This is a genomic window from Streptomyces sp. NPDC002324, from assembly GCF_053593335.1.
Genome location: NZ_JBSFCF010000077.1, coordinates 1 through 11,975, shown reverse-complemented (window position 1 = coordinate 11,975; position 11,975 = coordinate 1). Strand labels below are relative to the sequence as shown.

Genomic DNA, 11,975 nt, shown 5'->3' with positions numbered 1-11,975 from the left:
CAGCGCGGCCGCCCTGCCGATACCGGAGGACGCACCCGTCACCAGAGCCACCCGTCGTGCTGTCGTCACCATTTCGAACTCCTGACTCGCGGGATCGGGGCGACTCCCGATCAGTTCCATCAATGTATCAACTATAAAAGAAAAAGCAACATCAAGGCATCAATTAGAGAGCGAGTCGCAGCACTCTCGTATCCGTTATGGAGGGCGAGCGGGAGGCGCCGAGCGGGTCCTCACCGGGTCGGCGGGGCGAGAATCCGCAGCGGCCAGTCGGCCGACGGCTCGGAGAACAGTTGAGGCGTCAGGCAGCGGCGCGAGCAGCATGTCGGTCGGTGTTGGCGATCACGGGCCGGGGGGACGCGGCCGATTGAGTCGCTGTACAGCTCCTCTGAATCGACCTCCATGACGTGCAACACGACGGGGACGATGGGTCACGCAGCGGTTCGAGCGGGTGCAGGTGCGGGAGCCGGGGCCGTGGGGTCGGCACGGTGGATGGGGCCGGTGCCATGGGACAGGGGCGTACCGGGGGCCCGGTGGGTGTGGGCGATGATCTCGGCGGTGATGGAGATGGCTGTTTCCTCGGGGGTGTGGGCGCCGAGGTCGAGTCCGATCGGGGAGTTGAGGCGGGTGAGTTGGGCCGTTGTGACACCGGCCTCGCGCAGCCGCTGGTTGCGGTCCTCGTGGGTGCGGCGGGAGCCCATCGCGCCGATGTATCCGACGGGGAGGCTCAACGCCAGGCTCAGCAGGGGGATGTCGAACTTGGCGTCGTGGGTGAGGACGCAGATGGCAGTGCGGGCGTCGGTCTCGGTGGTGGCGAGGTAGCGGTGGGGCCAGTCGACGACGACTTCGTCGGCGTGGGGGAAGCGGGCAGGGGTAGCGAAGACGGGGCGGGCGTCGCAGACGGTGACGCGGTAGCCGAGGAAGCTCCCGGCCTGGCTGAGGGCGGCGGCGAAGTCTACGGCTCCGAAGATCAGCATGCGGGGTGGTGTGGCGTGGGTGTGGACGAGGACGGAGAGCTTGGTGGGGCAGGTGTCGGGGTCTCCGCCGATGTCGATCACGGCGGTGCGTCCCGTTCTCAGCAGGGCGCGGGCTCGTGCCACGACCGCCCGGTCCTCGTTCTCGCCGCCGAGGGTGCCGTCGTATGTACTGCCGTCGCCGAGGAGGGTGAGGGTGCGGCCGACGAGTTCGGCGGGGCCGTCGATGATCTGGGCCACGGCGGCGGGTCTGCCCCGTACCGCTTCTTCGAGGGCGGCGGTCAGGTGGGGTTGGGCTGTCGGTTCGACGCGCTGGACCAGGACGTCGATCTCGCCTCCGCAGGTCAGGCCGACGGCGAAGGCGTCGTCGTCGGAGTAGCCGAAGCGGGCGCGTGCGGGGCCGCCACCGTTCTGGAGCATCTGTTGACACAGGTCGTAGACGGCTCCTTCGACGCAGCCGCCGGAGATACTGCCGACCACCGTGCCGTCGGCGTCGACGGCGAGCGCTGTGCCGGGGGGCAGGGGTGCGCTGCCGCTGACCTGGACGACGGTGGCAAGGGCGAAGGGGCGCCCGTCGCGGCACCAGGCGTGCAGCGTGTCTGCGATGTTCAGCATGGAGAGGTCTCCGTGGGTAACGGTGTTGGGCGGGCCGCCGCGGTGTCGGCGCGGGAGAGGTGACACCGCGGCGGCCCTGGTGTCCGGCGGTGGGCCGCTCACCTGCCGCCGGACGGTCGGAGAGAAACCCCGCTGCTCAGAGCAGGGCTTCCGCGGTGATGGGCAGTTCCCGGACGCGGCGGCCGGTGGCGTGGAAGACGGCGTTGGCGATGGCGGGCGCCACCCCGACCTGGACGATCTCTCCCAGGCCCTTGACGCCGATGGGGTCGGCCTCACGGTCGTCGCCGTCGAGGTAGATGGCCTTGAGGTCGGGGATGTCCGCGTTGACGGGGACGAGGTAGTTGGCTAGGTCGGCGTTGACGATGCGGCCGTCGCGGTGGTCGGTGACCGTGTGTTCGAGGAGGGCCTGGCCGATGCCGCCGACCATGCCTCCGAGGGCCTGGCTGTCGGCGAGTTTGGGGCTGATGATGCGGCCCGCGTCGTAGACGCCGAGCATCCGCCGGACCCGGACCAGACCCAGGCGGGCGTCGACGGCGACCTCGGTGAAGACCGCGCCGTAGGCGAACAGGGAGTGCCGCTCTGGTCCGGTGGGCCGGGTGAAGGAGCCCATCGCTTCGAGGTGGGTGCGGTTGTTGCGGGTCAGGAGTTGCCGGTAGGTCTCGCCGCGTGTGGGGTTGTTCTTCGCGTGCAGTCGGCCGGCGCGGACGACGACGGTGGTGGGGTCGAGGCCGTGCAGCGGCGACTTCTCGTCCTCGACGGCGAGTTTGATGGCTTGCTTGCGCAGTGTGTCGCAGCCGTCCTGGACGGCCGATCCGACGCTGGCCATGGTCCAGGAGCCGCCGTGCGGCGGGGCGGGCGGCATGAGGGAGTCGCCGAGGCGGAACGCCACCTTGCCCATGGGCAGGCCGAGGGCGTCTGCGGCGAGCTGGGTGTTGGAGGTGTAGGTGCCCGGGCCCATGTCGCTGGCCGCGGACTGGATGAGCGCGGTCCCGTCGGCGTCCAGCCTGACCGACGCCTGGGCGTTTTGGCGGGCCGTGTCGTAGACACCGGTGGCCATGCCGGTGCCGATCAGCCAGTCGCCGTCCCGGGTGGAGCGCGGTTTCGGGTTCCGGCGGTGCCAGCCGAACTCGCGGGCGCCGACGGTGTAGCACTCGCGCAGCCTGCGAGTTGAGAAGGGCAGCCCGCTGGACTCGTCCTCGGCGGGTTCGTTGCGCAGTCGCAGCTCGATCGGGTCGATGCCCAGCTTGTGGGCGAGTTCGTCCATCGCCGACTCGATGGCGTAGGAGGCGGTGGTGTATCCGGGGCCGCGCATGAACAGCGGGGTGTGCACGTCCAGCGGTACCGTCCGGTACTCCTGGCTCACGTGGGGCATGCTGTAGAGCATCTGCCCCGGGACCAGGACGGACTCCATGAACGTCTCGTAGCTCGACGTTTCGGCGCGTACGTCGTGGGTCATGGCGGTCAGCCGGCCGCGCCGGTCGCTGCCCAGGCGTACCCCGTACTCGTATGTGGGCCTGAAGCCCGTTCCGAAGTACAACTGCTTGCGCGTCAGGGCGAGTTTGACGGGGCGCTTCGTCTCGCGGGCGGCGAGGGCCGCGATGGTGACGTGCGGCCAGGCCCGCAGTCCGCTGCCGAAGCCGCCGCCGACGAACGGCGAGATGACGCGCACAGACTCCGGCGCGACACCGAACACCACGGCGAGTTCTATCTGTGTGCCGAAGACCCACTGGGTCTTGTCCCACACGGTGAGCTTGTCGCCGTCCCAGCGGGCGGTGGTGGCGTGCGGCTCCATCGCGTTGTGGTTGTTGCGGGCAAGGTGGTAGGTCATCTCCATGCGTACGGGAGCTGAGGCCAGCGCCTTTGCCGCGTCGCCGCGTGTGTATTTCTGGGGCTCGCCTGCCGGTGCGTCGGTCATGTCGGTCGACGGCTGCTCGGCGTCGTAGGTCACCTTCACCAGGCTCGCGCCGTGCTGGGCGGCCTCCAGAGTGGTGGCCACCACGACGGCGACCGGCTGTCCGTGGAAATGGACCTTGTCGTCCTGGAGGACGTGCAGCCGTTCGCCCGGCGGGGCGGTGGGGAGCGGATTGCGCTGGTAGGGCAGCTTGGGCGCGTTGAGGTGGCTGATCACCTTCAGGACGCCGGAGTGGGCGAGGGCGGCGCGGGTGTCGATGCCGGTGATGCGGCCCCGGCCGATGCCGCTGTCGACGACGACCGCGTGCACGGCTCCGTCGATGTCGTGATCGACGGCGTACAGCGCCTGGCCGGTGACCTTCAACCGGCCGTCCACCCGGGAGAGCGGGGCGCCGACGGCTGCCTGCGGCTGCGGACTCATGCGGTGCCTCCTACGATGCGCAGCTGGCGTTCGACGGTGCGTTTCAGGAGTTCGACCTTGAAGCGGTTGTGCTCCAGGGGACGGGCTCCCTCCGCCGCTCGCTCCGCAGCGGCCGTCCACAGGGCTTTCGAGGGGCGTTCGCCGATCAGGTGCCGCTCGACCGCGGGGAGTTTCCACGGCACGGTGCCGACGCCTCCGGCGGCGACCTTCGCCTCGCGGATCACCCCGCCGCGGATGTGCAGGGCGACGGCCGCGGAGGTGAGGGCGAACTCGTAGGACTGCCGGTCGCGGACCTTCAGGTAGCCCGACTTCAGCGGGCGAGGAAGGGCCGGGATCTCCACGGCGGTGATCAACTCGCCTTTGCGCAGGGCCTGTTCACGGTTCGGGGTACGGCCGGGCTTCAGGAGGAAGTCGGCGAAGGGGACGCCGCGCTCCCCGTCCGGGCCGAGCAGGTGCACTTTCGCCTCCAGTGCGGCGAAGGCCACGGCGACGTCGGAGGGGTGCGTGGCCACGCAGTCCTCCGACGTGCCGAGGATCGCGTGAGTGCGGTTGAAGCCTTCGAGCGCCGCGCAACCGGAGCCGGGCTCGCGCTTGTTGCAGGCGGCGGTCACGTCACGGAAGTACGTGCAGCGGGTGCGCTGCATGATGTTGCCGCCGATGGTGGCCATGTTCCGCAACTGGGCTGATGCGCTCAGCTCCAGCGCCTGCGAAATGACCGGGTAGGTGGTGCGGACCTTGGGGTGGGCGGCGGCCTCGGCCATCCGCACCAGGGCGCCGATGCGCAGGCCCCCGCGCTCGGTGACCGTGACCTTGCGCAGCGGCAGTGCGCTGATGTCCACCAGCGTCTCGGGGCGCTCGACGGTCTCGCGCATCAGGTCGACCAAGGTGGTGCCCCCGGCGATGTAACGCCCGCCGCGCTGCCCGGCCGCGAGTGCGCTCCGGGTGTCCGCGGCCTTGGTGAAGGAGAAGGGATACATGGTGGCCGGGCCTCATTTCCCGCGCGCGGTCTGCTCGACCGCCCGCACGATCTTGACGTAACAGCCGCAGCGGCAGATGTTGCCGCTCATCCACTCCCGGATCTCCTCCGGCGAGTCGGTGTGACCCTCCTCGATACAGCCGACGCCGGACATGATCTGCCCCGGCGTGCAGAACCCGCACTGGAAGGCGTCCTGCTCGACGAACGCCCGTTGCAGCGGGTGCAGTTCGTCGCCGTCGGCCAGGCCCTCGATGGTCGTGACCTCGGCACCCTCCAGGCGTACTGCCAGCGTCAGGCAGGAGTTGACCCGCCGTCCGTCGACGAGGACCGTACAGGCGCCGCAGGCACCGGCGTTGCAGCCCTTCTTCGTGCCGGGCAGAGCGAAGTGTTCGCGCAGCAGGTCCAGCAGGGAGGTCCGGTTGTCGATCACGGTGGTGTGCCGCTTGCCGTTCACGGTCAGGGAGACACGACCGCTGGGTGACGCTTCGGCGGCGGACGCCTCCTCGGCACCGGGCAGGGAGGCTCCCGCGACCAGGCCGCCCGCCATCACGGCGCCACCGACGGCGGTCGTCGTGGCGATGAACGTGCGTCGGGACGGGGCCGAGGACGGGGCCGGCATCGGACCGTCGGGGGGAGGAAATGACTCGGGAAGTTCGGTGGACATGGCCACTCTCTTCGTTCGGCGACAGTTCGGGTGCAGAGGTTGCTGGTCTCGCTCATCCGCGTGGCGGACGACTGTCGGTCAGGGCAGCTGCGGGTACAGCGCCGCGACGCCTCCGGCCAGCCCGCCCTGCACCTGGCGGCTGATGTCGTCCACGAGGATCTCGTAGGCGCCGTCGGCGAGGCCGTCGGCGGCGAGGCGGGCGACGTCGGCGGGGGCGGTCTTGGGCCCGTCGAGATCCCGGGACATGTCGGTGTCCATGCCGCCGACGTGCAGTCCGGCCACCCGGATGCCCTGGTCGGCGAGCTGGAGGCGCAGGGCGTTGGTGAGCGCCCACTGGGCTGACTTGGAGGCGGAGTAGGAGCCGAGATCCGGGAAGGTGAACCAGGACAGGGCGGACAGGACGTTCAGGATCGCGCCGCCGTTGTTGGCCGCGATCTGCGGTGCGAAGGCCCGGACCACCGAGACGGTGCCGTAGAAGTTGGTGTCCATGTCCCGGCGGATGTCGTCCAGGTCGCCGGTGAGCAGGTTGCCGCCGACCGATATGCCGGCGTTGTTGATCAGGACCGTCACGTCACCCGTGGCCTTGGCGGCGGCAGCGACCGAGGCGGGGTCGGTGATGTCGAGCGCGATCGGCTTGACGCCCGGCAGGTCCACCTGGTCGGGGTTGCGGGCACCGGCGTAGACGGACGCGCCGCGGCCGAGCAGCTCTGCGGCGAGGGCGCGGCCGAGGCCGCGGTTGGCTCCGGTGACGAGAACGGTGCTGGTGGAGAGGTCCATGAGAAGTCCCTGTTGCCTTGGGTGTGGGGGGTTGTTGATCGGATCGGGGTGGGTGGGTGTTCCGTGCCTGGACGTGGTTCAGCCGCAGATCAGGAAGCCGGAGAGGCGCTCTGGGCGGCCTTGTGAGGGGTAGGTGCGGGTTGACGGCCGTCGGCCGGGAAGATCAGGCAGGTCGTCGTCGCGTGGCCGAGCAGCTTGCCGGTGAGGTCCGTGATCGTGGCGGTGGCATAGGCGCTACGGCGGCCGACATGGACAGCCGTGCTCTCGCAGCGGATGCGGCCGGTGTCGACGGTGACCGGGCGCAGGAAGGTGATGCTGAGGCCCTGCGTGGTGTAGCCGGTTCCGGCGGGCAGGCGGGTGAAGACGGCGGCGCCCAGCGCGTTGTCGGCGAGAGTCGCGAGGACGCCGCCGTGGACGGTGCCGAGCGCGTTGTAGTGCCAGCCTGCGGGGGTCAGCTCGAACACGGTGCGGCCCGGTTCGATCTCGGCGGGTTCGATGGCGAGGGTGTCCATGGCCGGCGGGGTCGGCAGCGTTCCCTTGCCGATTCCCTGCAGCACCTCCAGGCCGCCCATCTGCCCGATGGCCTCGGCGGTCGGGCGGGGATCCTGCCAGGTGTAGGCGCGGTGCTGAGGGGTGGGGTGCGTGCTCATGAGGCGGTGGGGGTGGGCGTGGGGGCGGGCATGTGCGTTCCGTTCTGGTGGGGGCGATTGTGTACAGCGGTCAGGGCGAGCACGGCGGCGGTGAAGAAGACCGCGGCGACGACGGCCAGGCCCGCGTGCACGCCGGAGGTGAAGGCGCCCTCGATCGCCGCGCGCACCGCGCCGGTCGGTGCGGTGGTGGCGGTCGTCCCGGAGGCGACGGCCTGCTCGACGGGTGCGCGGGCGGCGGCGGGCACGCCATGCGCGGCGAGTTGCCGGGGCAGATCCGCGGTGACACGGCCGGTGAACAGCGAGCCGAGCAGCGCGGTGCCCATGACCGCGCCGACCTGCCGGGCGGTGTTGACGGCGCCGGAGGCCATGCCCGCGCGTTCAGGGGCGACGCTGACCAGCGCGGCGGCCGTGCTGGGCGCGATGACCAGGCCGCAGGCGGCCCCGAACAAGGCGAACAGCGGCCAGACCTGGCTGTAGGGGGTGTCCGGGCCGACCGTGGTCAGGCCGAGGACGGCGAGCGCGCCGAGCAGCAGGCCGAGCGTCAGGGGCGCCTTGAAGCCGGTACGCCGGATCACCCTGCCGGTGAGGAACGCCGTGACGACGTAGACGCCGAACAGGGGCAGCATGCGCCAGCTGGTGTCCAGCGCGTTCAGGTGCTGGACGTTGTTGTAGAACATCACCACGAGCACGGCAACGCCGGTGAAGCCGAACAGCGCCACCGCGGCGATGACCATCACGGCGCTGAACGACCGTGAGGCGAAGAGCCGTACGTCGAGCATCGGCGCCGCGACCCGTAGTTCGACGACGACGAACGCCACCGCGCCGACCACCGCCACGATCCACGAGGCGAGGACGGGGGCCGTCGTGTATCCGTCCTGGCCGCCCTGGATGAGCGCGTAGACCAGACCCGCGATCGTCACCGTGCCCAGCAGCGCACCGGACACGTCCAGGCGTTCGCCGAGGGCCAGGGACTCCGCGGCGAACGGGACCGCGACCAGCAGCGTGATCACCCCGAGGACGGCGGTCGACACGAACACCGCGTGCCAGCTGGAGTGGTCGAGCAGGACACCGGCGAGCAGTGGGCCGATGGCCAGGCCGATGCCCGACGACGCCGCCCATGCGGTGATCACCTCGGTCCGCCGGTGCGGGTCGGTGAAGGTCGCACCGAGGATGGCCAGGCTGTTGGGCAGGATCAGCGCGCCGCCGAGGCCGGCGACCAGTTGTGCGGCGATCACCGTGGCGGTGGTGTCGGCGGTCGCGGCCAGCAGCCCGCCCGAGATCATGATCACCACGCCGACGCAGAACATCCGCTTGCGGCCGAGGAGATTGCCCAGCGTCGCGGCCGACAACACCAGACTGGCCACGACCAGCGTGTACGCGCTGGGTATCCAGATCAGCGTGCTCGGGCTGACGTGCAGGTCGGCCTGGATCGCCGACAGCGCCGAGATCGTGGCGGTGATGAGCAGGAACGTCATCATCACGCCCAGGCACATCGCCACCAGTGTCAGAAGTTCCCCGCGCCGTACGGCGGTTCGTCCGCCGTTTCCTGCCCGAGGACTGCCTCTGCGACCGCCCGGCAGGCGGCCGGCCGCCGACACGGAGGCGTCGGTCGAGGGGACACGGTCCCTGGTCATGGAGGTCCTTCCTCGTTCCCCGAGGATGTGGTGAGAGTTGGTTGCGGGACACACGGCCGCAGGTCCGCAGGTCCGCAGGTCCGCAGGTCCGCAGGTCCGCAGGTCCGCAGGTCCGCAGGTCCGCAGTGGCGAACGCCGGCGCTTGACGTGCGGCACCACCTGGCACGGCCAGGCATGGGCTGTGGGTCAGCAGGCGGCCCGGCGCTCGGCCGCGTCCTCGGCGTCTATCCCTGCTGGTTGATGAGGGCTGCGTAGTGACCGAGGTTCCGCTCGATCTCGTCGAGACCGATCTCGGCGATGGCCTTCCCCAGCTGCGGCACCCGCGCCTGGAATCCCGGCCAGTTGACGGACTCCGCGAACTCCGCCCAGGACGCCCGCAGGTCGGCCACCGGCGGCAGGGTCGACCGGTTGATCTGGGCCCTGGCGCCCAGGACGGACTGCTTGTCGAAGGACGCGATGCGCGCCGCGACACCGTTGACGAAGTCGTCGAGTTCGGCGTCGGGGACGGCCCGGGTCACCCATCCGTACCGCTCGGCGCGCTCGGCGTCGTAGTCCTCGCTGGTGAGGACCGCCTCGAGCGCGCGGTCCCGTCCCAGCAGCCGGGCCAACCGGTCGCTGCCTCCCCCGCCCGGGACGATGCCGATCGCGACCTCGGGCTGGCAGAAGAAGGCTTCCTCGCGGCTGGCGTAGCGCAGGTCGAAGGCCAGGGTGATCTCGTCCCCTCCGCCCCGTGTACGCCCACGGATGGAGGCGATGCTGATGAACGGGGCACTGGTCAGGCGGGTGACGAGCTCGACGAACGTCGGGGTCCCGTCCGCGCCGTTGGAGGCCAGGAGTTCGGGCACCTGGCCGAGATCGGCATGGTTGAAGAAGTATCCGGGAGTGCCACTGTCAAAGACGACGACCTGGACCTCCTCGTCCCGACTCAACTCGTCGACGACGTCGATCAGCTGGCCGACGGTGTCCGCACCGACGACGTTCACCGGCGGATTCGTGAAGGTGACCCTCCGGATCTTCGGCGCCACGGTCTCGATGCTGAACATGCTGTGCTGCGTCATGGTGTGCTCCGGTGCTGAGGTGTTCGGGTGGGGGTGAGAAGTGGTGTGCGGATTGGCATGACCGCTCGGTGCACGTACGCCGGCGGGAGATTCGGCCATACGACCGGGCTGCGCTCCACGGAGGAGAACCGTGCGGTCAGCTCGGCGGCGAACCGGCGGGCCGGGGGTGTCCATGCCGCGTGGACGTAGGCGAAGGTGCTGAACCGGCCGCCCGTACGCAGTACGCCGGTCACCGCGTCGAGGATCCGGCGCTGCCGCTCGTGCGGCATGACGGTCCACGGCACACCGGAGACGATGACGTCGACGGGGTAGGGGGTGAGCGTCGACAGGTCCTCGGCCGAACCGTGGACCACCTCGACGGCGCTGTCCCGGTACCGGTCCGCGAGCCGGCGGGCGAGCACCGGGTTGAGCTCGACCGCGACCAGCCGCGCCCCCGGAGCCAGCCGTCGCACGATCGCTTCGGTGATCGCGCCTGTTCCGGACCCCAACTCCACCACGACGTCCGCTTGTTCCAGGTCCAGGCCGGCGGTCATGGCCTGCGCGAGCGTGGCGGAACTGGGAGCGACGGCTCCGGTGCGTCGGGGGCGGCGCAGGAACTCGCGCATGATCGACATGCCCAGAACCTAGGCACCGGCCATCTCGTCGGAAACCATCCCAGTCGCCCGACGGGGTCATCCGCCAGGACGAACCAGTCCGCTCTCGTAGGCCAGGACGACGGCCCCTATCCGGTCGCGGGCGCGCAGTTTGGCGAGGATGTGGGCCACGTGGCTCTTGACCGTGGTCTCGCCGAGGAACAGCTTCCCCGCGATCTCCGCGTTGTTCAGCCCACGGGCGACCAGGCCCAGTACCTCACGCTCGCGGTCGGAGAGTATGTCAAGGCGTTTCCCGGCGAGAGGAGCGACGGCGCCCCTGACGTACCGGTCGATCAGCCGCCGCGTCACCGACGGAGCGACCACCGCATCGCCGCGCAGCACACCGCGCACGGCGACGAGTAACTCGGCGGCCGGTGTGTCCTTGACCAGGAAGCCGCTCGCTCCGGCACGCAGGGCCGCGTAGGCGTACTCGTCCCGGTCGCAGGCGGTGAGGACGAGCACTCGCGTGTCGGGCAGGGCAGCGCGTACCTGCTCGGTGGCCGAGATGCCGTCCAGGCGTGGCAGCCGCACCTCCATGAGGACGAGGTCGGGGCGCAGTGTGAGTGCCTTCGCCACAGCCTCCTCGCCCTGGTCGGCCTCACCGACGACCGTGAGGTCGGGCTGACTGTCCACCACCCTGCGCAAGGCGACCCGCATCAACTCCTGGCCATCACAGATCAACACGCTGGTCTCCGTCATGGCGCCCGGCCGAGGCCCCGGTCGGCCTCGGTGATGAGGACGGCGTGGGTGGAGAGGTTCATGAAAGGCTCCGGTGAGTCGGTGAGTCGACGAATGTGGTGGGTCGGGGAAGTGCCGCAGGTCAGCGGCGTGGGTGGTGGGATCGGCTTCGCACGCACGTCGCCGTGGAGCCGACGGCCTTCGGACTCGGTCAGTACGGCGGCGATGACGGCCACCAGGTATGCCGGGGCTGTTGCCCTGACGGCGCAGCCGATGACCAGAGCGGAGGACAGCGCGACCAGTTGTGACAAGGCTCGTCGAGCTGGGTCGTCCCGTGCCGGGTCCGCGCGCCGATATGGAGGGCCGGCCCGCCGAACAGCAGCAGGTTCGTGGTGATGCCGGCGTGGTGTACCCGCGTTGGTGGGGGTGGTCAGGCGGGCAGTTGGTTCATCTTGCGCAGTTGCTGGTCGAACATGCGGGTGGGGACGACGCGGCGCATGGTGCGGACGCGTCCGGTCATGGCGCCGGCGGTGTAGCGGACCTTGGGCTTGTCGTCGGTGGCGGCGGCGACGATCTCCTTGGCGACGACGGTGGGGTCGTCGCCGTCCTTGACCGCTGCGGCCATGTACTCCTCGAAGACGTGGCGCTGCTTGGCGTAGATGTCCAGGGGCTGGTCGGGGCGGACGCTGGCGGCGTCGAAGGCGGTGCTGGTCCAGGCGGGCTCGACGAGCAGGACCCGTATGCCGTATTCGCGGAGCTCGTGGTCGACGGACTCGGAGTAGCCCTCGACGGCGTGCTTGGAGGCGGCGTAGACCGCCATGTAGGGCTGCGGCATGAACCCCACGATCGAGGAGATGTTGACGATCCGTCCGCTGCCCGCCGCACGCATGTGGGGCAGGACCGCGTTGGTCATGCGGATCACGCCGAAGACGTTGATGTCGAACAGGTGCTGGGCCTGGGCGGCGGAGGACTCCTCGGCCGCGCCCGC

General features: G+C 70.2%; 12 protein-coding genes. All 12 read right to left on the bottom strand.

The window, feature by feature from the left end:
* Nucleotides 1-428 precede the first annotated feature (428 nt).
* A complete protein-coding gene (locus tag ACWCRJ_RS44070; RefSeq protein WP_450944617.1) occupies nucleotides 429-1,586 on the bottom strand; it encodes an XdhC family protein in 1,158 nt (385 codons plus the stop codon).
* A 136-nt stretch (nucleotides 1,587-1,722) separates the two neighbouring features.
* Entirely contained in the window at nucleotides 1,723-3,918 is a 2,196-nt protein-coding gene (locus ACWCRJ_RS44065) for a xanthine dehydrogenase family protein molybdopterin-binding subunit (protein ID WP_450944616.1), read from the bottom strand.
* Nucleotides 3,915-4,895 carry an FAD binding domain-containing protein gene (locus ACWCRJ_RS44060; RefSeq protein WP_450944615.1) on the bottom strand — a complete coding sequence of 327 codons (981 nt, stop codon included), beginning with the start codon at nucleotides 4,893-4,895 and terminating at the stop codon, nucleotides 3,915-3,917. The genes ACWCRJ_RS44065 and ACWCRJ_RS44060 overlap by 4 nt, the downstream gene beginning before the upstream one ends.
* A 12-nt stretch (nucleotides 4,896-4,907) precedes the next feature.
* Complete coding sequence (locus tag ACWCRJ_RS44055; protein WP_450944614.1) at nucleotides 4,908-5,558, bottom strand: (2Fe-2S)-binding protein; 651 nt, start codon at nucleotides 5,556-5,558, stop codon at nucleotides 4,908-4,910.
* 78 nt (nucleotides 5,559-5,636) lie between these two features.
* On the bottom strand, nucleotides 5,637-6,335 hold the full coding sequence (locus ACWCRJ_RS44050) for an SDR family oxidoreductase (RefSeq protein ID WP_450944613.1): 699 nt from the start codon (nucleotides 6,333-6,335) through the stop codon (nucleotides 5,637-5,639).
* 89 nt (nucleotides 6,336-6,424) lie between these two features.
* The gene (locus ACWCRJ_RS44045; protein ID WP_450944612.1) at nucleotides 6,425-6,985 is read right to left on the bottom strand and encodes a PaaI family thioesterase; all 561 of its coding nucleotides are present in this window, start codon (nucleotides 6,983-6,985) and stop codon (nucleotides 6,425-6,427) included.
* Nucleotides 6,982-8,619: an MFS transporter gene (locus tag ACWCRJ_RS44040; RefSeq protein ID WP_450944611.1), complete on the bottom strand. Its 1,638-nt coding sequence runs from the start codon at nucleotides 8,617-8,619 to the stop codon at nucleotides 6,982-6,984. The genes ACWCRJ_RS44045 and ACWCRJ_RS44040 overlap by 4 nt, the downstream gene beginning before the upstream one ends.
* 224 nt (nucleotides 8,620-8,843) lie before the next feature.
* Nucleotides 8,844-9,677, bottom strand: a complete 834-nt coding sequence (locus ACWCRJ_RS44035; RefSeq protein WP_450944610.1) for an enoyl-CoA hydratase/isomerase family protein — start codon at nucleotides 9,675-9,677, stop codon at nucleotides 8,844-8,846.
* Nucleotides 9,674-10,291, bottom strand: a complete 618-nt coding sequence (locus tag ACWCRJ_RS44030; RefSeq protein WP_450944609.1) for a class I SAM-dependent methyltransferase — start codon at nucleotides 10,289-10,291, stop codon at nucleotides 9,674-9,676. Before ACWCRJ_RS44030 ends, ACWCRJ_RS44035 begins: the two co-directional genes overlap by 4 nt.
* Before the next feature lie 57 nt (nucleotides 10,292-10,348).
* Nucleotides 10,349-11,008 carry a response regulator gene (locus ACWCRJ_RS44025; protein ID WP_450944608.1) on the bottom strand — a complete coding sequence of 220 codons (660 nt, stop codon included), beginning with the start codon at nucleotides 11,006-11,008 and terminating at the stop codon, nucleotides 10,349-10,351.
* Complete coding sequence (locus ACWCRJ_RS44020) at nucleotides 11,005-11,298, bottom strand: hypothetical protein (protein ID WP_450944607.1); 294 nt, start codon at nucleotides 11,296-11,298, stop codon at nucleotides 11,005-11,007. The genes ACWCRJ_RS44025 and ACWCRJ_RS44020 overlap by 4 nt, the downstream gene beginning before the upstream one ends.
* Nucleotides 11,299-11,417: 119 nt before the next feature.
* Nucleotides 11,418-11,975 (bottom strand): SDR family NAD(P)-dependent oxidoreductase (locus ACWCRJ_RS44015; RefSeq protein ID WP_450944606.1); only part of this gene is annotated, 558 nt, incomplete at its 5' end.